The 22,307-nt window shown below is 62.4% G+C and carries 15 protein-coding genes; 6 read left to right on the plus strand and 9 right to left on the minus strand.

Annotated elements, in window-relative coordinates; all coding sequences use genetic code 11:
• Position 1: 1 nt before the first annotated feature.
• Positions 2-1,675 carry an alkaline phosphatase D family protein gene (locus G3T16_RS05055; protein WP_163494099.1) on the plus strand — a complete coding sequence of 558 codons (1,674 nt, stop codon included), beginning with the start codon at positions 2-4 and terminating at the stop codon, positions 1,673-1,675.
• Between the two features lie 117 nt (positions 1,676-1,792).
• Here G3T16_RS05055 and G3T16_RS05060 read toward each other — a convergent pair whose 3' ends face one another.
• Both G3T16_RS05060 and G3T16_RS05065 read right to left on the minus strand, forming a co-directional pair.
• Positions 1,793-3,196, minus strand: coding sequence for a serine hydrolase domain-containing protein (locus G3T16_RS05060; protein WP_163494100.1), 1,404 nt, complete (start codon positions 3,194-3,196; stop codon positions 1,793-1,795).
• 416 nt (positions 3,197-3,612) lie between these two features.
• Positions 3,613-5,097 (minus strand): pyridoxal phosphate-dependent decarboxylase family protein, encoded by a 1,485-nt coding sequence (locus G3T16_RS05065; RefSeq protein WP_163494101.1) that lies wholly within the window; start codon positions 5,095-5,097, stop codon positions 3,613-3,615.
• 154 nt (positions 5,098-5,251) lie between these two features.
• On the opposite strand from G3T16_RS05065, the gene G3T16_RS05070 reads away from it, so the two are divergent.
• The gene (locus tag G3T16_RS05070; RefSeq protein ID WP_163494102.1) at positions 5,252-6,697 is read left to right on the plus strand and encodes an aminotransferase-like domain-containing protein; all 1,446 of its coding nucleotides are present in this window, start codon (positions 5,252-5,254) and stop codon (positions 6,695-6,697) included.
• 57 nt (positions 6,698-6,754) lie between these two features.
• On the opposite strand, the gene G3T16_RS05075 is transcribed toward G3T16_RS05070, so the two are convergent.
• Positions 6,755-8,077 carry a hypothetical protein gene (locus tag G3T16_RS05075; protein WP_163494103.1) on the minus strand — a complete coding sequence of 441 codons (1,323 nt, stop codon included), beginning with the start codon at positions 8,075-8,077 and terminating at the stop codon, positions 6,755-6,757.
• 364 nt (positions 8,078-8,441) lie between these two features.
• On the opposite strand from G3T16_RS05075, the gene G3T16_RS05080 reads away from it, so the two are divergent.
• The gene (locus G3T16_RS05080) at positions 8,442-11,195 is read left to right on the plus strand and encodes a cation-transporting P-type ATPase (protein ID WP_163494104.1); all 2,754 of its coding nucleotides are present in this window, start codon (positions 8,442-8,444) and stop codon (positions 11,193-11,195) included.
• A gap of 37 nt (positions 11,196-11,232) precedes the next feature.
• Here the strand turns inward: G3T16_RS05080 and G3T16_RS05085 are convergent, their stop codons facing one another.
• Positions 11,233-12,348, minus strand: coding sequence for a GlxA family transcriptional regulator (locus G3T16_RS05085; RefSeq protein ID WP_163494105.1), 1,116 nt, complete (start codon positions 12,346-12,348; stop codon positions 11,233-11,235).
• Positions 12,349-12,578: 230 nt separating this feature from the next.
• On the opposite strand from G3T16_RS05085, the gene G3T16_RS05090 reads away from it, so the two are divergent.
• On the plus strand, positions 12,579-13,685 hold the full coding sequence (locus G3T16_RS05090; RefSeq protein ID WP_163494106.1) for a class I SAM-dependent methyltransferase: 1,107 nt from the start codon (positions 12,579-12,581) through the stop codon (positions 13,683-13,685).
• 231 nt (positions 13,686-13,916) lie between these two features.
• Here G3T16_RS05090 and G3T16_RS05095 read toward each other — a convergent pair whose 3' ends face one another.
• The 4 genes from G3T16_RS05095 to mpl are packed head-to-tail and all read right to left on the minus strand — an operon-like array spanning position 13,917 to position 18,807.
• Positions 13,917-14,519 carry an LON peptidase substrate-binding domain-containing protein gene (locus tag G3T16_RS05095; protein ID WP_163494107.1) on the minus strand — a complete coding sequence of 201 codons (603 nt, stop codon included), beginning with the start codon at positions 14,517-14,519 and terminating at the stop codon, positions 13,917-13,919.
• 30 nt (positions 14,520-14,549) lie between these two features.
• Positions 14,550-14,807, minus strand: a complete 258-nt coding sequence (locus G3T16_RS05100) for a YkgJ family cysteine cluster protein (RefSeq protein ID WP_163494108.1) — start codon at positions 14,805-14,807, stop codon at positions 14,550-14,552.
• Positions 14,807-17,431 (minus strand): efflux RND transporter permease subunit, encoded by a 2,625-nt coding sequence (locus tag G3T16_RS05105; protein ID WP_163494109.1) that lies wholly within the window; start codon positions 17,429-17,431, stop codon positions 14,807-14,809. The genes G3T16_RS05100 and G3T16_RS05105 overlap by 1 nt, the downstream gene beginning before the upstream one ends.
• Positions 17,428-18,807 carry a UDP-N-acetylmuramate:L-alanyl-gamma-D-glutamyl-meso-diaminopimelate ligase gene (gene mpl / locus G3T16_RS05110; RefSeq protein WP_232059274.1) on the minus strand — a complete coding sequence of 460 codons (1,380 nt, stop codon included), beginning with the start codon at positions 18,805-18,807 and terminating at the stop codon, positions 17,428-17,430. The genes G3T16_RS05105 and mpl overlap by 4 nt, the downstream gene beginning before the upstream one ends.
• A 174-nt stretch (positions 18,808-18,981) precedes the next feature.
• On the opposite strand from mpl, the gene G3T16_RS05115 reads away from it, so the two are divergent.
• Together G3T16_RS05115 and ppa are read left to right on the plus strand one after the other, a co-directional pair.
• Entirely contained in the window at positions 18,982-20,244 is a 1,263-nt protein-coding gene (locus tag G3T16_RS05115; protein ID WP_163494111.1) for a 6-phosphofructokinase, read from the plus strand.
• Positions 20,245-20,302: 58 nt separating this feature from the next.
• Positions 20,303-20,845 (plus strand): inorganic diphosphatase, encoded by a 543-nt coding sequence (ppa, locus tag G3T16_RS05120; RefSeq protein ID WP_163494112.1) that lies wholly within the window; start codon positions 20,303-20,305, stop codon positions 20,843-20,845.
• Between the two features lie 609 nt (positions 20,846-21,454).
• Here ppa and G3T16_RS05125 read toward each other — a convergent pair.
• Positions 21,455-22,195, minus strand: coding sequence for a M15 family metallopeptidase (locus G3T16_RS05125; RefSeq protein WP_232059275.1), 741 nt, complete (start codon positions 22,193-22,195; stop codon positions 21,455-21,457).
• Positions 22,196-22,307: the final 112 nt, after the last annotated feature.

Below are 22,307 nucleotides of genomic sequence, written 5' to 3' on the forward strand. Positions count from 1 at the left end.
CATGAGCTACCGACTGACACGACGCCGCGCCCTGGCGGGACTGTCCACCGCGCTGGTCCTGCCGCTGACTGGCCGGGCCGGGCCAGCCACAGCGAAGGAGCGGGAGACTGCCCGCTTTTCCCATGGCGTTGCCAGCGGCGACCCGGACCACCAATCCATCGTGTTGTGGACCCGGTTATCGGCCACCGACAGCGACCTCAACGTGCACTGGCAGGTGGCCAGGGATGACGCCTTCCAGCAACTCGCCGCACAGGGCACCAGCACCACCGGCCCGGAACGCGACTTCACGGTCAAGGTGGTGGCCCAGGGACTGGAACCGGGACAGCAGTATTTCTACCGCTTCCGCAGCGGCGAGTACCTGTCACCCATCGGCCGCAGCCGCACCCTGCCCGACGGCCATGTCGAGTCCCTGGGCCTCGCCATCGCCTCCTGTTCCAACTACCCGTTTGGCTACTTCAATGCCTACGAGGCGATTGCGCTGGATCCCCAGGTGGAACTGGTGCTGCATCTGGGCGATTACCTGTATGAATACGGGCCCGATGGCTACGGCGCCGCCACCGGGACCCGGCTGGGGCGGCAGCACCATCCGGAGCGGGAAATCGTCAGTCTGACGGACTATCGCCAGCGCCACGCCCAGTACAAGTCCGACCCGCAATCACAGCTAATGCACGCTGCCCATCCATTGCTGGCAATCTGGGATGATCATGAGTCCACCAATAATCCCTGGCTGGGCGGGGCGGAGAACCATCAGCCTGACACCGAAGGCGAATGGGCCCTGCGGCGCGCCGCCTCGCTGCAGGCCTATTACGAATGGATGCCCATCCGCGAGCCCGAACCCGGCCGCAGCCGTGCCGATTACTGGCGCCATTTCCGCTTTGGCGACCTGGCCAGCCTGATCACGCTGGAAACCCGTCACAGTGGCCGCTCACAACAGATCGACTACGACATTCAGACTCTGCCGAGCATGACTGCCGCCGACGCCCAGCACTTCCTTGACGAAGTGGTCGGCGATCCCTCGCGGCGCATGCTGTCGGCGGAGATGGAACAGTTCCTCGCCCAGGCATTGCGCGCCTCCAAACAAACCGGCGAACCCTGGCGCCTGATCGGCAACCAGATCCCAATGGCGCGCACCCGGTCACCGCAGCTAAGCGCGGATGACCTGCGGCAACTGCAGCAACAACTCGACAGCGAGCACTTTGCCAGGGCCCAGTACTACGCCCGCCTCGGCGAACTGGGCCTGCCGCTGTATCTGGACCCGTGGGACGGCTACCCCGCGGCCCGGGAACGCTTCTACAAACTCTGCGCCGACACCGGTGTGCGCGACCTGCTGGTACTGACCGGCGACAGCCACAGTTTCTGGAGCAATGTCCTCCACGATCGGCACGGTACGCGCATGGGCCTGGAGCTGGGGACCAATGGCATTAGCTCACCGGGCGACTTCCAGGAGTTCGGCCCCGCTGCCGCCCGCCTGATGGATCAGCGTCTGATGGACAGCAACCCGGAAGTCGCGTGGACCGACGGTCTCCACAACGGCTATCTGCGCCTGGTGCTGCAGCATGACCGGGCGGTGGCGGACTTTATCGCAGTCAGCACCATCACGGCGCGGCAATATGGCATCGAACATCTGCGCCGTATCGAGATTTCCCGTAGCGATGAGGGCCTGCGAATGCAATGAGATCGCTTGAATGCGATCGCAACACGCGCCTGTCCCTCGACCGCGGCGGACAACAGCGATGGCGAGTGACCGCTTGGCGCGGGTGAAGTCGGCCCTGGTATGCGCCCCTCCCGGGCCTCAGAGTGTAGCGGCGGGAATGGCAGGAAAAGGCCCGTCTTCAGCAACCATGATCTCCAGTCCGGTCACCACACCGTCGTCCTCCAGGACGCGAACCTCCAGCGGCAGTCCCTCACCGATGAACTGCCGCTGACCCACAGCTGACAGCGGTACGGTCGGTGCCTGTTCGTCATCTGCCTTGCCCAATCGGGCAAGCAGAGTCTCGTCCTGGTACAGCAGCGTAAAGAGGCCATCGGCGGTGAGACGGAAAGGCGTCATCACAAAGTTGCCGCTGTAATGACGCAGGCGCTCTGAATCAATCGTTGTTTGTGCTGATGTGACTTCGGTGATCTCCCCGCCCAGCATGACAGTGGCAACCTTGCTGGCCAGCGTCGACGGCGCTACCGGCGGGTTGCCCGTGTTGGTCAAGACGACGACAGTCATGTCCAGTTCCGGATAGTAGGCGTGGTGAGAGATAAACCCTGAAATACCCCCACTGTGGCTCCAGACCGTGTAGCCGAGATGGTCGGCACGCGTCAGTGCCCCCAGGGAATAGATTTGTGGAGTACCATCGGCGAACGCGAAAGTCGTGGTCACCAGCTCCCGGAGCTTTTTGGAAACAGCAGGGGAGGTGAAAACGGCACGCCGATAGCGGACCAGGTCTTCCGCAGTGGTCTGGATGGACCCCGCCGCGAACGGTGTCAGATGCGGTGTGGGCGGCGCATTTTCGAAGCCCTCTTCAGTGACAAGGTAACCCCGCGCACGATTGTTGACGATATCGCCGTAGCGTCCACTGTAGGTACGTTCCAGTTGCAGTGGATCAAGCACCCGTTCCTGTAGCAGCGCATAATAATCCTGTCCCGTAACCTCCTCCAGGATCAGGCCAAGCAAATAGTACCCGGAATTCGAGTAGAGGTAGTGACTGCCTGGTTCAAAGTCCAGCGGCTTGTCGGCGAACAGGCGCAGGATATCCTCTCGTTGATTCGGCACCCAGGTCAGCAGTTGCTCTGCATCCGGTAGCGCTGTATAGCTTGGTATGCCGGAGGTGTGAGTCAGTAGCTGACGCAAGCTTGCATCCCGGCCCGGCCCGTTGTAATCAGGGAGATAATCTGCAACAGACTTGTCCAGCTGCAGGTCGCCACTTTCCACCAGCTGCAGAACGGCCAGGGCGGTATAGGACTTGCTGATCGAGCCGATCTGGTAGACGGTATCAGTACTCGCGGGGATCCGGTGTTCCACGTCGGCGAAACCAATATTGTTGGTGTAGACGGCTTTGCCACCGACATCCACCAGCACGGTATAGGCTGGCGTCAGCTGCTGCCAGGCCACCTCACTGGCGAGCAACGCATCCAGTTGTGCCGCCGCATTTTCGGGGGCCCGCCACGGCTCCACTGACCAGCTAGCGCTGGCAACAGCTGCAAGCATGAAGAGTCCGAACCCTTGTATCTGCTTGATCATATTTTTCTGCCCGACTGATCCCCGCTCGGGTGCGACAACAAGGTGACGCACCAGTTATATATTATCAATGCTAGCACGCATATGTTGTCATGACAACGCTATTGCCGGCACTGTTTACAGCACCTGAAGATCGTGAATTCCGGTGAACGCTTCAGTCGGTTTCGGGCATTGGAATTGGATCGTCAGCCAAAAAAGGCTCAAGACACCTTTGATCATAGGCGTCTTGAATTCACACTTTAAAGCCATCATTTTTCAGGGCCCGGTGAGCACTGCCGGATGAATGGCGGAAATTTTCCCCGGCGCATTCAAAATGGTCTTCCCGCAGCTTATATGTTGTCGAAACAACATATAAGCTGCTGCACGCAAGGTCCGCAATCCCTCAATCAATAAGCTGAGGAGGCCCTGTCGATACCAGCCCGCTCATCGACCAGCACCGCCAGACGATCGATGAATTCGTCCACCAGGGCGCGGCTGGTAGCCGGCGCCAACAGCGCCATGCGCAGCGTGACGCGCCCCTCCAGGACAGTGGTGGAGATAAAGTATTCGCCCTCGTTATTGAAGCTTCGGGCGATGGCTTCATTGGCTGCATCGCCCTCTTCACAACGGAATACCAGGATGGACAACTGCGGCTCGGGGCCAACCCACAGCCCCCGGATCCGCTGCAGGCGGGCATGGGCATGGCGTGCCAGCGCCATCTTGTGAGCCAGCGCGGCCCGGTAGGGTGCCACGCCCAGTACCACCAGTGGCAGCCACAGGGGCAGCGCCCGGAATGGCCGCGTCAATTCCGGTGAGACGTCGGCCGGCGATATCAAATCGGAAATGTCACGCAGATAACTGCCGCTGAAACGGAAGGCGCTGCACAGCCGCTGGCCGTCGCGCACCAGCACTGCGCCGATGCCGCCCTGGGCAAACAGGCCCTTGTGGGGATCCAGGGTTACCGAATCAGCGCGTTCAATGCCGCGCAGCACCGCCCGCCCTTCATCACACAGGGCAAAACTGCCCCCATAGGCTGCATCCACGTGCAACCAGCATCCCGCCTCGGCGCTGATATCGGCCAGTGCCGACAGCTCATCCACGCCGCCAGTGTCGGTGGTACCGGCACTGCCGATGATCAGCCAGGGACGCAAGCCGGCGGCGCGGTCGCGGCTCATGGCTCCACGCAGCTGCTCGCAATCCATCCGGAAGCGCGCGTCGCAGGGGATCTGGCGCAGCGGGCACTCTGCCAGTCCGGCGATATGCAGGGCCTTGGAGATCGAGTGATGCGTGTGAGTGGAACAGTACACGACGTGATTCGCCACCTGGGCCGCGCGGATACCGTACGCTTCCCGTGCCGTGACCACAGCCGAGAGATTGGCGATGCTGCCGCCTGAGGTCAGATCACCATAGCTGGTGGCGGGAAAGCCGATGGAATCCGCCAGCCAGCGCAACAGTGTCTCCTGCATCACTACCGCCCCGGGGTTCATATCGGCCACCCCGGTATAGGGGTTGGACACGGCAGCCAGGTAGGCACCCAGAGCACCGAGCTGGTTTTCACTCCCGGGTATGTAGGCCATGGAGCCCCCCCGACCCGTCTGTACGCCAAACTGTTCCACCGTGTCGCGCAGCAGCTCCAGCGCTCCGTCCAGCGGCAGCCCCTGTTCGCGGATACCCGCCTGCCGTATGGACTCACAAAGGCCGTCTTCATCCCGGGAAAATACCGGACGCTCAGCTTTCCGGCGGCGCAACTGGACGGCATGCTCGAACACCGCCTGGCTGCGGCCGGCGTCCAGCGCCGGGTTTGCCACCAGGGGCGCGGCTGCCGCCTCAAGGGCGTCGATCTTCGCGACAAGGGAGTCCTGCGATGGATTTTCCTGCTTCACGTTTTTCACACTTTTTTCCTGAGCCTGATGGTTCCCGATGGTGACCATGGTAGGCAGCGAGCACTCATATATACAGATATAAAAACACGGTATTTTAGCGGTACAATTAACCATCCCAGCAAACTGTACCGCCAAGTTGGCCAGTAACTGTACCGGAGGTGCCATGCGGGCTACTCGCTACCATATCATCGCGGACCAATTGGCCGCACAGATCAACGGCGGCAATTTTCTCGCCGGCGACCGCCTGCCCTCTATCCGCGAGGCCTGCCGACAGTTCTCCGCCAGCGTTACCACCGTGCAAAGGGCCTACCGGGAGCTGGAGGACCTGGGGCTGGTGGAGGCACGCCCGCAGTCCGGCTATTACGTGCGCCGCCGGCCATCGCCGGCTCCCACGAATCCAGCGTTGGCGCCCGCAACATCAGAACAAACCACCGCACCCCGGGCGGTGACGGTCAACAACACGGTGCTGGACCTGATGGATCGCTGTCAGCAACCCGGCCTGCTCAATTTCGGGCTCGCCACCCTGCCGCCCGAGCTGGCGCCGGTAGGCGCCCTGCAACGGGTATTCACCCGACTGACGCGCTACCACCTGCGCGAGGTAATTGCCGGCGAGTTCTCTGCCGGCTACCGGCCGCTGCGCCGCCAGATCGCGCAACGCTGCCTGGCGGCAGGCTTTCAGGCAACTGCCGATGACATCGTGATCACAGACGGCTGCCAGGGAGCGCTGGCACTGTGCCTCAATGCGGTCGCTGAACCCGGTGACACCATTGCCATCGAGTCACCCAGCTACCTCGGCCTGTTGCAGATTATCGAGTCCCTCGGCCTGAAAGCGCTGGAGATCCCGACCGACCCGCGCAATGGCGTGAGCCTGGAAGCACTGGAGCTGGCCCTCGAGCAGTGGCCCATTCGCGCCTGCGCACTGATGCCTGCCTGCCACAACCCCCTGGGGGCCAGCATGCCGCCCGAACGTAAGCGGCAGCTGGTCGCCCTGCTGGCCCGCTATCAGGTGCCCCTGATAGAAGATGATCTGTTCGGCGATCTGGAGTTTGCCCCCAGCCGGCCACTGGCGGCCAAGGCATTTGATGAGCAGGGGCTCGTGCTGTACTGCTCATCAGTCTCCAAATCCCTGGGAACCGGGCTGCGGGTAGGCTGGACGATTCCCGGCCGGTTCTTCTCACGGGTGCGGCACCTGAGCACATTCCGCAATGCCAATGGCGCCTCGCTGGAGCAGATGGCAGTAGCGGATTTCATGGCCAGCGGCAACTACGAGCGCCACCTGCGCGGCCTGCGCCGCAACTTCCTCCGCCAACTGCAGCTGGTATCCGACTGCGTATACGAATGCTTCCCGCCAGGTACCCGGCTGAGCCGCCCGCAGGGTGGTTTCGTGCTCTGGGTGGAGCTTCCAGATACAGCGGACGCGTGGCAGCTCTACCATCTTGCCCTGCAACAGGGTATCGTCATCATGCCCGGCTCGGTATTCTCTCCCACCGGCAAATACCGCAACTGCTTCCGGCTCAGCGCTGCCCTCCCCTGGCGGGAAGAAACCGCGGCCGCGCTCGCCACGCTGGGACGGCTGGCTCGCGACTCCGGTACCTTTGCGTCTTCATAACGAGAGTGTCCCACTTTACACGGCAGGGCTTCACGGCGGGATTGGGTAGCTTGCCGGTCAGTACTGGAAATCGTATTCGCGCACGACGGCGCTGGCCCGGGCCACTGTCCCCTCGCGCAGGATCGGCCGGAAGCGGACACTGCGCAGCATCCGATAGAGCACCAGGCGCGCGTCGTCCACCTCCTCAGCATCCAGCTCGAGATACTTGATATCACGCGCCTCGCCCAGTTCCGAAACGTCGAAGCGGACCACAGCACGGGCCTGGTTATTGGCCGGCGGCGTCATCGAACCGCGGCGGAAAACCTGTTCGTCCGGCAGTTCCACCGGCTCTCCAAACAGCAAGGCCGGGTCTGTTGCCGGGCTGCCGTCTTTCACCCCCAGGGCATAGGCCTGTTCATAACACTGCCGGGCCAGGGCCGACTGCCCCCACCAGGCGAACCAGTCACCCTGGGCAATCCTTGCCTCCACCAGCGCTTGTATGTCCACCGGGTCCTCGCCTTCCAACAGCGTCACAATCTGTTCCATGGTCCGGCGCCCGGTGCGATAATTGTTCTTTTTCAGTCGGTGGAATTCGAGCTCTTCCTGGCTCGAGCTCGGCATCGCATTGAGACCGTTCATCTGCGAAACACGCAGCTGGACGACCGGACCCTGCTCACGTTCATAGCGCGATATCAAATATTCGGCCCGCATCCGCTCGTAAAGGTGAGGGATCTGCGCCGGGTCGCCGGCATCAGTCACTGCGATCTCATCAATCATGCGGCTGTGCACTCTATGAATCGTCAGTAGGTGCTTGAAGGTGGCATCGCCAAAGCCATCCAGGAAAGCCTGCCGCTTCCAGTCGCCGTAAGCCATCGCGGCCTCGGACATGGCCGCGCTGCCGGGCTCGTAGAGCTTGCGCTGCACCCGATAAAGGTAGTCCCGGCTCGCATCCGCTACTGCGACCTGCCCCAGAGCCAGTTGACTGGTAATCAGCTGCTCCATCAGCGCTAGCTGGTCCTCGCTGTAGAGGCCGCCATTCACCCGGGTGAGGTGCAGCGCGCGCTTGAAAATGAGGAGCGCGCTGCGGTGCTGCGCCATGCGCTGATAGGCGCGACCGAGTTCCTTCAGCGGCTCGATCAACACCGGGGCATAGGGCCCCCTGGACGCCTGCAGCCGCTCTACCGTCTGCCGGTGCTGGACCAGCATCGGATCCAGCAGTGGCGTATCCCCGCCGATGTCCATACCGGGAAGTTCGCTGATGCGTACGATATCCAGGCCGTACGGGGTTGGACGGGGTGGCTCGGGTGCAATGGAGTTGTGCGGATGAGACGCACGCTGGCCAATGGCCGGCAGCGACAACATCAGTACCATCAGTGCCAAAACAAAGCTCAGATTCCGCACGGCCCACCCTCCCTGCCAACGGCAAACGGGCTCAGTCAGGCCTCGCCCTGCCTGAACAGTGCCTTCCCGACGAGGCTCTGGCCCGCACCGGAAAGCGGGGCCAGGCAACCTTATACTTTAGACGAGATTGGGGTTTTGCCAAGCGACTGCCGTCGGCCCGCGCCGGAATGGTCTTCCTCCGATTCATGCAGGGCCGGCCACTGCGGCCTCGGTAACCGGAAGCAAGCTCTGTATGGATCCAGCTTAAGATTCAATCCTTGCATGCCAATCGTCACTCGCACTAGGGCGGGCGTTGTGTAGAATGGGAAAGCGTCTGCCTTTTCTCCAACAGTACCCTGCAAACAACGGGAATGAGCTATTCAATATGACAGATGGAGCAGCACCCGAGCCTGATGTAGATGCAGCAGCAACCGGTGGCAACCATGCCAGACCGATTGATGATGTTTTTGAGCAACTCAAGACAACATCATCGGGGCTGAGTCAGGATGAGGCAAAGGCGCGTCTTGAGGCCTGGGGAGCCAACCGGCTGCCCGAGCCACCGCGCCGCAGTATCCTGCTTCGATTCCTGTTGCAATTTCACAACATCCTGATCTATGTGCTGCTGGCAGCCGCTGTCGTCACCGCCTTTCTGGACCACCTGATCGATACTGCTGTCATCCTGGCGGTGGTGATAGTCAATGCCGTCATCGGCTTGGTGCAGGAAGGCAAGGCCGAGAAAGCCATGGATGCCATTCGCCAGATGCTGGCGCCCCGTGCCTCTGTGTTGCGCGACGGGGCCCGCTGCAGCGTCGAGGGAGAGGCACTGGTACCGGGTGACGTCGTACTGCTGGAAGCGGGGGACAAGGTGCCGGCGGATCTGCGTCTGTTACAGGCTCATGGCATGTCTGTGCAGGAGGCGATTCTCACCGGTGAATCCGTGCCGGTGGAAAAACAAACCGGGGCGCTGACAGCCGATCTGCCCCTGGGCGATCGCAGCAACATGGCCTATTCGGGCACCCTGGTGACCTCCGGGCAGGGCCGCGGCGTGGTGACGGCGACCGGCAGCGCCACGGAGATCGGCCGTATCAGCGGGTTGCTCTCAACGGTGGATACCCTCACCACGCCGCTGGTCAATCAGATGAACGTGTTTGGCAAATGCTTGACCGCGCTGATCCTGGTGGTCGGGGCGCTGTTGTTCGGCTTTGGTTATCTCGTCGCCGGCTTCAGTTTTGACGAAATTTTCATGGTGGTGGTGGGACTTTCGGTAGCAGCCATTCCCGAAGGACTGCCCGCGGTGCTCACCATCACCCTGGCGATCGGCGTCCAGGCCATGGCGCGGCGCAATGCCATCGTGCGACGCCTGCCAGCCATTGAAACCCTCGGCTCGGTATCGGTCATTTGCACGGACAAGACCGGCACCCTGACCCGCAATGAAATGGCAGTGGCGTCGGCGCTGTCTTCCGCGCATCTGTTCAGGATAGGCGGCTCCGGTTATGAGCCCAAAGGTACGATCTCGCTCGACAACACAGAAGTCAGCAGCGCCGATCACAGTATTCTCGAAGAGCTCGCCAGAAGCAGCGCGCTGTGCAATGACGCGGCGCTGCGCGAACATGAGGGCAGCTGGGTCGTTGAGGGCGACCCGATGGAAGGGGCGCTGCTGGCTTTTTGCGGCAAGGCCGGCCTGGATGTACGCGGCGAATTGTCACGCTGGACGCGCACTGACGCCATCCCCTTTGATGCCAGCCACCGCTATATGGCGACGCTGAACCACGATCACGACGATCATGCGTATATATTCGTAAAAGGCGCCCCCGAACAGGTTCTCACCATGTGCAGGGACCAGCGCGGCCCGGCCGGCGCCACGGAAGCACTCAATACCGCCTACTGGCAAAGCCGTGCGGAAGAGATCGCCTCCCTTGGCCAGCGTGTTCTGGCACTTGCGCTCAGAACCGTGGAGCCCGGGCAAACCGTTCTCGAACACAGCGATGTCGAGGGCACCCTGACACTTCTGGGAATGGTGGGAATGATAGACCCACCCCGCCCGGAAGCCATTGAGGCCGTGGCCGAATGCCACCAGGCGGGCATCCGGGTAAAGATGATCACGGGGGATCATGCCGGCACAGCAATGGCTATCGGAAGGGAGATCGCGTTGCAGAATCCCGCCAGCGTACTCACCGGCCGGGATATAGACGCGATGGATGACGCTGCATTGCAGGCGGTGGTACAGGATTGCGACATTTTCGCCCGTACCAGCCCGGAGCACAAACTGCGCCTGGTCATGGCGCTGCAGGCCCACAACCTGACTGTGGCCATGACGGGTGACGGCGTCAATGATGCCCCGGCCCTGAAACGGGCGGATACCGGCATTGCCATGGGGCAGAAAGGCAGCGAAGCCGCGAAGGAGGCCTCTGAGCTGGTGCTGGCGGACGACAATTTTGCCTCCATTGTCGCTGCCATCCGCCAGGGTCGCACAGTCTATGACAATCTGAAGAAAGTCATCACCTGGACGCTCCCCACCAATGCCGGCGAGTCATTGACCATTATTGTGGCCCTGCTTTTCGGTATGACACTGCCGGTCACTCCCATCCAGATTCTGTGGATCAACCTGATTACCGCGGTGACGCTGGGTATAGCCCTGGCCTTCGAGCCCACAGAGGAAAACACCATGCGCCGCCCTCCGCGCGGGCGGACAGAGTCACTGCTCTCCGGCACACTGGTGTGGCAGATCGTACTGGCATCACTATTGTTCGTCTGTGGCGTATTCGGCGTTTACAACTACGCCATTGAGCAGGACTATTCGCTGGAGCTGGCCCGCACCATGGTCGTCAACATGATCGTCATCATGGAGATCTTCTACCTCTTCTTTGTTCGCAACATTTACGGCACCTCCCTGACCTGGCAGGCAGTGCGGGGCACTGGAATGGTCTGGCTCACGGTTGGCATCGTTACCGCTGCGCAATTCGCCATTACCTACTTACCCTTTTTGCAAAGGGTCTTTGCCACGGAGCCCGTAGCCTTTCGGGACGGGCTGCTGCTGTGTGCCACTGGCGCCGTACTGTTGGCCATTCTCGAAACAGAAAAGCAGATACGTCTTCGCTGGCTTGCCGGCCGCAGAGCCGCCCTGCCAACCCCGGAATAATATTCGACCGGGCTGCAGTCCGCCGGCGGCGCAATGATCAGTCACTGTCACCGTAATTTGACGACGCCCCAGCCGCCGGCCTGAACGCGCCCGGCGGCTGCGAGACCCCGCCGGTGGGCACAGTGCGCAGGCCGGCAAACTTGCGCCGGTATTCGGCCGGCGTCAGACCCAGCCGTTGCCGGAACTTGCGGCGGAAAAAGCCGGCATCCTGATACCCTACCATTTCGGCCACTGCCTCCACCGGCGCTGCGCTTGTTTCCAGCAGATGCCGGGCCTCCTCCAGGCGGAGGTTCAGCACGTAGTCGATCGGGGTCAATCCCGTAGCCAGCCTGAAGCGGCGCTTGAAAGTACGCTCGTTGAGCCCACTGTAGGCCACCACGCCAGCCACCGGGGAGGGTTCATCGTAATGCTGCGCCAGCCAGTGCTGGCAGCGGGCAATCACTGCATCGCTGGACTGGCGCTGATCGATCGTGCTCGCATAGGCTGTCTGGCCACTCTGGCGCCAGTCGATCAGATGCACCCTGGCCGTGCGCACCGCCTGGGCCGTGCCGCAGAAGCGGCTGATCAGGTACAGCGCCAGGTCCATCCACGAGCTGCCACCGCCCGCCATGATCAATCGCTGCTCTGGGCCCGAGGCCAGCAGGATACGATCAGGGTGCATCCGGACGCCGGGGTAATGGCGCGTCATGTAGTCGCAGTAGCCCCAATGGGTGGTGGCATCCTGCCCCGCCAGCAAGCCGGCCTCTCCCAGCAGCACCGCCCCGGTGCAGGCGGTAGCGACTGTGCCGCCACTGTGCCAGTAGTCAACCAGCCAGCGCACCTCGCGCCGACAGCTGTCCCGCACCAGCCCGGTCTGTGGATTGAACACGATTTCGAGGATGCACAGCACGTCCGGCCGGTAGTTGTCATCGAGCGCACGGACCGGTTTTACCCAGGCGCCATTGACCAGTTCCATGGGCTTGCCATCGAGCGAGACGATACTGGTGTTGATCAGGGACTGGCCGGGGCTGCCCCGCGTCAGCATTTCCCAGTCCCGCCCCGGGCAACCCAATAGCTCCTGCATACCGTAAATCGGCGAGGCAGTAGACTGGGGCATCGCGAGAATGCCGATTTCAATGGCCACCTGCCTGTTCGTGACTGTCGCTGCCGGCATTGGCATCCCTCCCGCGATTACTGGCCCGGACTCCTCTGGTCCGCCCTGCGCTACCAGTCTGCGCCGCCAGCAGGATACTACGGCGCATGACGGCACCCAAGCCCGCCACCTACTGTCCCGCGCTGGCAGATTTGACCTTTTTCTGTACGTTTTGGCTGCGGTGAGGCAAGACCCCTTCGGCTAGAGTGGCGCTGCTTCAAACCAGCAGCAACCACAGGAGGACTCTCATCATGAATGCACCCGAAACCATCCGCGATGAAAACAGCACTGCGCGCAGCCCGGAACATTTCGCTGCCAGATTCAGCCGCATGCTGAACGACGCCGCGGTAGTGATCATGGTATCCATCGGCCACCGCCTGGAACTGTTCGACCTGATGTCGCGACTGCCGCCTGCCAGCAGCGATGTGATCGCCGAGCAGGCACAGCTCAGCGAGCGCTATGTGCGTGAATGGCTGGCGGTGATGGTCACCGGGGGGATCGTGGACTACGACCCGGGTCATCGCCACTACACGCTGGATCCGGCCCACGCTGCCTGCCTGACCCGGGCCGCCAGCCCGGACAACATGGCCGTCACCGCGCAGTTCATTCCGCTGACAGGCAGCATGGAAGATCGCCTGCTGGACTGCTTCCGCAGCGGCGAGGGCCTGCCCTACACTGCCTTTCCCCGCTGCCATGAGGTGATGGCGGAAGATAGCCAACAGACGGTAGTGGCGGCACTGGAGTCTCGTATCCTGCCATTGATTCCCGGCCTGCAGCAGCAACTGCAGCAGGGAATCGAGGTACTGGACGCGGGCTGCGGTGGTGGCCTGGCCCTGCTGGAACTGGCCCGGACCTATCCGTGCAGTCGTTTCACCGGCTACGACCTCTGTGCCGATGCCTTTGCCGAAACGGCAGCCCTGGCCGCCAGCCAGGGAGTGGACAACCTGACATTCGAAGCCCGCGACCTGCGCGATTTCAGCGAGTCTTCCCGTTACGGTCTGATCACCACTTTCGATGCAGTCCACGACCAGCCCGACCCCGCCGCGCTGCTGCGGGGTATCGCCGGCGCCCTGCGCCCCGACGGGGTCTACCTGATGCAGGACATCGCCGGCTCCAGCGTGCTGGAAAATAATCTGGGACATCCCCTTGGCCCGCTGTTGTACAGTATCTCCTGCTGCCACTGTACCCCGGTATCGCTGGGCCAGGGCGGCCCTGGCCTGGGAACCCTGTGGGGCGAGGAATTGGCCTTGTCGATGCTGGAGGAGGCGGGATTCGTGGATATCCGGCGAGAATACCTGCCGCACGACCCCTTCAATGTCTATTTCATCGCCAGGCGGCCGGATCCGCGCCCGCAATAGCTGCCGGTCCTGTTGCCCGAGAGGCTGTCGGGCCTGGCTGGTTGTTCAGTGGGCCATGCGTGAAGCGCAGGGTCCCCTGGCAGGTTGTTGAAAAAGCCTCAGAAGGCTTTTTCAAGCCATGTTTGCGGCACATGTCCGCAAACATGGACACGACAAATCAATCACTTACGTGCTTGATTTTGTCATCGACCACTGCGTGGCCAATGACACAGGCTGTTTTTCAACAGCCTGCTAGGCCTCGCCACTGATCTCGCTGAGCATCAGGTCCAGCTGGTCCAGCAGCTGGTCGGCATTGTCCAGGGTCAGCAGCTCGTACTTGAGGGATTCATCCAGCGGCAGCAACTGGGCCAGGCCGTAGCCCAACTGCCAGGCGTCATCCGGATCGATAGCCAGGCCCATGCGGCGCACCTGCGGGTGTTCGCCCAGGCTCTCGAGGATGTCCCGCAGCGATGACCACATGTCCGCAACCGGTGCCGGTGCGGGGCTTTCCCTGATGGAGGCCTCGCCCAGCACCAGGCCGTTCGCCGCTATCCGGGTGGCGCCCAGGTCAAAGCGCTCCCCGCCTTCGATGGTTATGCCCAACAAGCCATTGGCCAGCTGGTCCCAATCGATGATCCTCGCCATCGTGCCCACCTCACCCAGTTGCTGCCTGCCCTGTCCCGCACGGATGACTTCCTCGCCGCGCCGGATCCACACCACACCGAAACCGCTGTCATTCTTCATACAGTCGCGTACCAGGTCCAGGTAGCGCTGCTCGAAAATTTGCAGCGGCACCCGCCCGTAGGGCAGCAGCACGGCGGACAGCGGAAACAGGGGAAGGTCAGTGGATTGCATCGTTAACCCGTATATTGCATGAGTTTGGCCTCAGTCCGGCAGGCTGAGAATCTCGAGCTGCTGTAATTGCTCCAGTGCCTCCTCCCGGGTGTCGCCGCAAGTCGCGTACTCGGCCTGAAACGCTCCGCAGACGGCCGGCCGGCGCGGATCACCCATCAGGCCACAGAGCCGGGCGGCAGTCAGGTGTACGCAGGTCACCCCCGCCGGCTTGCCCCGGGGCATGCCATGGAAGGGCTGATTGATCGAGGGCGCCACACAGCAGGCGCCGCAACCGGGCCGGCACTGCATTACTGCCGCTCCGGTCCCAGCGGCTTGCACAGCACAATCAGCCGTGGCAACAACAGCAGCGCACCCAGCACGGCGACCGTCATCGCCAGCACCGTCAGCAAGCCGAAGTAAATGCTGGGGGTGAAGTTGGACACGGTGAGCATGGAGAAACCGACCACCACGGTAACCGTAGTGTAGTACATCGCGCGTCCAATACTGCGGTGACAACGGTACATCGTGGCCAGGTAGTTCCTGTCCTTGGGAAACTCCCGCATGAAGCGGTGTACATAGTGGATGCAGTCATCCACCCCGATTCCCACCACAATAGCGGCGATGGTAATGGTCATGATATCCAGCGGAATGCCCGCCAGTCCCATGACCCCCAGCACCAGCCCTGCCGCCAGCATATTCGGAGCCAGGGCGATCAGGGACAGGGACAGGGAGCGGAACAGCAACAGGAACATGATACCAATAGCGACGAAGACCACCCCCAGGGTCAGAATCTGTGACCGGAACAGGCTTTGCAGGACATTGTTGTACAGTACCAGCATGCCGGTGAACCGGATCTGCTCCGGGGCGAGACCTGTCTCCTCGACCAGTTCCCCGTGCAGGCGCTGGAGGAAGGCATTGCGACGCAGGCTCTCGCTGGTTTCCATCACCCGCACGGTAATGCGCGCCTGCTCTTTGTCGGGGTCGAAATACGGCGACACCATCAGGCTGGCAATATCCTCCGGCAGACTCTTTTGCACCAGTGCGAGTTCTATGCTGCCGATGTCGTCTCCCAGCAGATCCTTGATGACGCTGAAGGTCGTGGCCAGCGACAGGACCTTGCCGGTCTCCTCCTGCTCGTTCACGTGGCGATGGGCGGCCTCTATGGTGCGCATGCCCTGCAGGCTGAACCAGTAGCTGGGCGAGAAGTCCTGCTCGCCACCGCCAAAGTCGCCGTCAAAGCCGTCCTCCCAGTCATCGGCAAAATCATCGTCTTCCGGCGGGCCGCCGTCCTGGGCAAGGTCGTCATCAACGGCAAAGTCCTCACTGTCCTGCAGGAATGGATCGTCAGCTGCCGGCGCGTCCGTGGAGGAGGCAGCAGAGCCATTCTCCAGGCCGGGTAGTGGCGCCTTGTGATCGGGAGGGGACAGGATGATGTCCAGCGGAATGGTGCCGCCCAACTTCGAATCCAGCAACTCCATGCCCTGATAGATCTCGGTGGTGTCCTTGAAGTAGTCGATAAAGCGGTTCTCGACCTGTAACCGGGATACGCCAACCACAATCACCACCACCGCCAGCAGGTTCAGCAGCAGGATGCCATTGCCGAAGTGCTCAGTAGCGCGGGCGAAATACAGGGTCATCGGCTGGTGCTCGGCCTTGTGGCGGAAAGGCCGCCCCTTGGGCCAGACCTCGATCAGGCAGGGCACCATCACAAAACACAGCAGCAGTGCCACCAGGATGCCGACTGTCATCATCCAGCCAAAATCGATGACCGGCTGGATGCCGGAGACCACCAGGGACATGAACGCGACTATCGTGGTGATACCCGTGTAGACGCAGGGTACCGCCATCAGCGCCACGCTTTGCAATACCCTCTTGTGCACATCGCCGTCGGGATCTTCGGCGAGCAGTTCCCGGTAGCGCACCACCAGGTGAATCGCTATAGCCAGCGTGATGATCAGCAGCACCGCGACAAAGTTCGACGAAATCACCGTCATGCGCCAGTCCAGGAAGCCGAGCAGGCCCAACATCACTGTCACGGTGGCACTGCAGGTCAGCAGCGGAATCACGGTCCAGCGCACCCGGCGGAAGATCAGCGCCAGCACCACCAGCATCACACCGAGGATGGCACTGCCGAACAACATCAGATCGCTGCGCACAAAGCTCACCATATCCGCCGCGATCATCGGCACCCCGCCGACAAAAATATCGGCGTGGTCGCGATAGGAAGCGGCGATCCCACGCACCGCTGCTACCAGCTCACGCTGCTCTTCCAGGTTTTGCGCGGTACGGGCCTTGAAGGCGGCAGTAACTTCCTCAAGCTGCTGCTGCCCGGCACTGCCAAGCTCATCCTCCGCGGCCTGGGCCCGCAGCGCCTCGCGCTGTTGCAGCAGCTCGAAATAGGTGTCATCCCGCTGCAGGTTGACCTGCACCGCGGTCAAATCACCGTCGCGGCTGACCAGCAGATCGGCATAGATGGGACTACTGGTGAACTCCTCCAGCGCCAGTTCGCGATCGAGACCCGGTGTGGCCAGACTGGGCAGTGGATCGCCGGAGGTGATCTCCGACAATTGCACCGGCGGACTCTCCAGCAGCGGCACATCCCAGACGGTGACCACGGAGGACACTCCCGGCAGCTGGCGCAGTTCATCCGCCATGCGCTTGAGTGGCTGCAGAGACTGGTCACTGAGCAGCGGTGCACGAGGTTGCCAGGTCAGCAGCAGGAACTCCTCGGAGCCATAGGTTCCACTGACCTCTCGGAAGAAATCCAGCGCCGGATCACCCTGCAGCATCAGCGAATCGGCGGAAGCATCCAGCTTGATCTTGCCCAGCTGCGAAGCGCTGGCGAGCAGCAACAACAGCACCAGCGCCAGCGAGATAAAGGGCCGGCGCAGAACCAGCACATCGTAGACTTTTAACAGGGGATGGGATGTCATCGGGGATTCGCCGCTTCCAGTTCGTCGAGCAGGATCTGGTGAATACCACCAAAACTGCCGTTGCTCATGATCACAACCCGATCACCGGGCCGCGCCTGTTGGGAGACCTGCCGCGCCAGTTGCCGGACATCACGCGTCAAAGTCGCCTGCACCGGACTGTCGGCAATGACCGTATCCAGTGACCAATCCATACCCTCGGGCTGGAACCAGTACACCGCATCCGCCGCCGCGGTACAGGCTGCCAGCTGCGCCCTGTGCTGCCCCATGCGCATGGTGTTGGAACGCGGCTCAATCAATGCGATCAAGCGGCCGCTGCCGGCACTGGCCCGCAGCCCCTGCAGGGTCGTCGCTATCGCAGTCGGGTGATGGGCGAAATCATCGAACACGGTCACTCCCCCGACCTCCCCCAACCGTTCCAACCGGCGTTTGACACCGCGAAACCCGGCCAGTGCCGCCAGCCCGACTGCCACCGGCACACCCACATGACGGGCTGCTGCCAGCGCCACCAGCGCGTTCTCCACGTTGTGCCGTCCCAGATAGTCCCACTGCACCGCGACCGCTTCCGCCTCCGCGGGCGCCTGCACGCTGAAGCCGGCCCCATCGGCGCTCAGCAGTTCCGCCCGCCAGTCAGCCGCCTCGCCCACCGCGAAAGTCTCTGTCGCCGTCCAACAGCCCAGCGCCAGTACTTCCTCAATGGCCCGGACCGCGGCGCGGTGAATCACCAGCCCCTCGCCCGGCACACAGCGCAGCAAATGGTGAAACTGGCGCTGGATTGCGGCCAGGTCAGGGAAGATGTCCGCGTGATCGAATTCAAGGTTGTTGATAACCAGGGTGCGGGGCCGGTAATGCACAAATTTGGAGCGCTTGTCGAAGAACGCGGTGTCGTATTCATCCGCCTCCACAACGAAGAAATCACTGCCGCCGGTGCGGGCTGACAGGCCAAAATTGGCGGGCACGCCGCCGATCAGGAAGCCCGGCTGCAGGCCCGCATACTCCAGGATCCAGGCCAGCAGGCTGCTGCTGGTGGTCTTGCCATGGGTGCCCGCCACTGCCAGCACCCACTTGTCCCGCAGCACATTTTCCGCCAGCCACTGGGGCCCCGAAATATAGTCCAGTCCCGCGTTGAGCATGTACTCCACCGCCGGATTGCCCCGGCTCAGCGCATTGCCCACCACGACCTGGCCGGGGGGCGGCTGCAGGTGGGCGGCCGCGTAGCCCTGCATCAATTCGATCCCCGCTGACTGCAGCTGGTCGCTCATCGGCGGGTAGACATTGGTGTCGGAGCCGGTCACGCGATAGCCCAGCTCCCTGGCCAATAGCGCGATCCCTCCCATGAACGTACCGCAGATCCCCAGTATATGTATGTGGCCTTTCAACAGTTGCGGCTCCTCTTGCGACGCCGGCGAGTTTATCATGTGCTCCGGACGCACCCCAGCGCAGGAGCGGTAATAGTGCCCATTGCGGTCTACAAGGCCACGGCCATGCCGTATCATGGACGCCTCGATAAACCGCCGGCCCCCGAGTGGTCCGCCCAAGCAAACAGGTTTGCCATGCCCGCAAAGAATGCCTTTTATGCCCAGTCCGGCGGCGTCTCCGCCGTCATCAATGCCTCCGCCTGTGGAGTGATTGAAACGGCACGCGCCCACCGCGGCAAGATCGGCAAAGTGTACGCGGGCCGCAACGGCATCATCGGCGCGCTGCGGGAAGAGCTGATCGACACCAGCCGGGAAAGCAAGGCGGCCATTCGCGGCCTGCTCAGCACGCCAGCGGGAGCCTTTGGCTCCTGCCGCCACAAACTGCAAAGCCTGGACGAAAACAGGGCCGAGTATGAACGCCTGCTGGAGGTGTTCAAGGCGCACAATATCGGCTACTTCTTTTACAATGGTGGCGGGGATTCAGCGGATACCTGCCTCAAGGTCTCCCAGCTCAGCGATACCATGGGCTACCCGTTACAGGCGATACACATCCCCAAGACCATCGACAACGACCTCCCCCTTACCGACACCTGCCCGGGCTTCGGCTCGGTCGCCAAGTACATCGCCATTTCCACCCGCGAAGCCTCGCTCGATGTCGTCTCCATGTGCGAGACCTCCACCAAGGTCTTCATTCTGGAAGTGATGGGTCGTCACGCGGGCTGGATCGCAGCCTCCGCGGGGCTCGCGGCAGAGCGCGACAGCGATGGGCCTCATATCATCCTGTTCCCCGAGATCGCCTTTGACCGGACGAAATTCCTGGCCCGGGTCAAGCGCACCGTAAAGCGCCATGGCCACTGCGTGATCGTCGCCTCCGAGGGGGCCCAGTATGCCGACGGCCGCTTCCTGGCAGATTCCGGCATCACCGACGCATTCGGCCACCGGCAGTTGGGCGGGCTGGCACCGGGACTGGCGGAAATGGTGAAATCCGAACTCGGCTACAAGTATCACTGGGCGGTGGCAGACTACCTGCAGCGCTCCGCACGCCACATCGCCTCACAGACCGACCTGGACCAGGCCTATGCCGTAGGCGCAGCCGCGGTCGAATTTGCCCTCCAGGGCAAGAATGCCGTCATGCCCTGCATCGTCCGCGGCAGCGGCAAGCGCTACCGGTGGCACATCGGCGAGGCGCCCCTACAGAAAGTTGCCAACCGCGAGAAGAAAATGCCCCGCAGCTTCATCAGCCGCGACGGCTTCGGCATTACCCAGGCGGCGCGCGACTACCTCAGCCCGCTGATCGCCGGGGAGGCCTATCCCGACTACCGCAACGGCCTGCCGCGCTATGTACGGCTCAAGCTGGAGCCGGTGGCGCGCAAACTCAAGACAGCTTTCAAGGTTTAGCCAGAGCCTGATATACTCCCCGCCCTCCAAATAGCCACCACCAACGACAGGTACCCCTATGAGTCTGAGTCTGGTTCCCGCCGGGAAGGATATTCCCGACGAGATTAACGTTATCATTGAAGTGCCCGCGCACTCCGACCCGGTCAAATACGAGGTGGATCACGACAGTGGCGCCATCATGGTAGACCGCTTCATGACCGCTGCCATGTTCTACCCCTGCAACTATGGCTATATCCCCAACACGCTGGCGGACGACGGCGACCCGCTGGATGTACTGGTACACACGCCGCATCAGGTGGTCAGCGGTTGCGTGATCCCCTGTCGCCCGGTTGGCATCCTGCACATGTCCGACGAGGCCGGCGGCGACGCCAAGCTGATCGCGGTGCCTACCAACAAGCTCAGCAAGCTGTATCGAGACGTCAAGGAATACAGCGACCTGTCTCCGCTGCTGATCCAGCAGATCACGCATTTCTTCGAGCACTACAAGGATCTGGAAGAAGGCAAGTGGGTGAAAGTCGAGGGCTGGGGCAGCGCCGAAGAGGCACGCCAGGCAATCCGCAACGCGGTGACCCTGTTCGACCAGCAGGAAGGTGGCCACTGACGATCCCTGGCGCGGCCCGCAGCACGCCGCGCCGCCACCCCTCCGGCCCCGTTTCTACTCCTTCCAGATGAATGACAGTTGCTTCAACTTACGCTGGTAGAAAGTCGGCCTCCTGGGAGGGCTACGGAGTCCAAAAATTCTAAAGTGAATGGTGCTTTGGGTGCCTATAATCCGGGCGCTACTGCCGGAGAGTACTTTCGCGACACGCCGTGAATCCATCCATGGAGGCTCGGATGCGACATCCATGTCGCATACGGTCTCGAAAGTACTCTCCGGCAGTAGCCCCCTCACATCGAGCCAGGCCTGAAGTAAGTGCCATTCTTTGCTAAGTAAAGACTCATGGGGCAGCCATCCCTGGCCCGGCCCACCGCGCGCCGCCAACTCTCAGCTCCCTTACTACCCTTTCCAAATGAATGGCAGTTGCTTCAACTTACGCTGGTGTCAGGTCGGCGTCCTGGGAGGGTGCTTTCAAGACCGTTTGCCGCATGGATGCGGCAACCGAGCCCCCATGGATGGGTTTACGGCGTGTCTCGAAAGCACCCTCCCAGGACGCCGGCCGTGCTACGAAGCTCCGCCCAGACAAAACCCACAGTAATCACCATTCCTTCTTCAAGATAAATCGGAAGGAGTACTATGATGATAGCGCGCCGGGCACCAATCCCGGTCGACCGCCACATAGCGCGCCAGCAATTCAGGCAACTGTGCCTCCACCTGATCCCGCAGCAGCAACTCACCCGAATCGCAATCCCAGCACTCATGCAGCACCGCCGCGGTCACGCCCCGCTCGCAGGCCACCGCCAGCGGCGCATAGCTGAGATGCCAGCGCTCCGCGGCGACACCGCCACGGTCATGCCCATAGGGCCGGAAAAAGCCGTGGGATTCGCCCGCCGCCATGCGTTCATCCAGCCACTGATGCAGCGGGGCGAAGGGGCCGTCCGGCGCTACCTCCTGCGGGCTCAACTGCAGCGGGTAGTCCGCCGCGACCGCGCGGTTGTCATAGATATCCAGGTCGGTGCCCCAGTGGTGGCGGGAGGTCCCCGGCAGCGCCGAGAAACGCAGAATTGCGTGTAGCCGGCTCACCGGGTCCAGGTGCAGGACGTCCACCGCGTTACCCCGGTCATCATGCACTGGACGCTGACCACTGGCCTTGCCGTTCCAGATCAGTCGCTGCCGTTCATAGGAGCGGTAGCCGCTGGCAATCGCAAGCCCGAACCCGGCGACCGCGGCGTCCCGCTGCAGCCGGGCAAAGGCCTCGGCAGCGGCGGGATGCAGGCGCTGGCCGCCATCCAGCGTGAGCAGGCCACTGTCATCCCGGCCGGTCAGTTGCGCCACTGTCAAGCCGGTGCTCACGACGCCTCCCGCCGTGCACAGGCCGGGCTACGGTCCGCGGCAGGCGCTGGGCCCCAGCTCCGGGGGGCATGGCGTTTTGCCCGGTAAAAGCCGGTTCCTCCCTGTTGCATGC

The organism is Kineobactrum salinum (assembly GCF_010669285.1).
Lineage (GTDB): Bacteria > Pseudomonadota > Gammaproteobacteria > Pseudomonadales > Halieaceae > Kineobactrum > Kineobactrum salinum.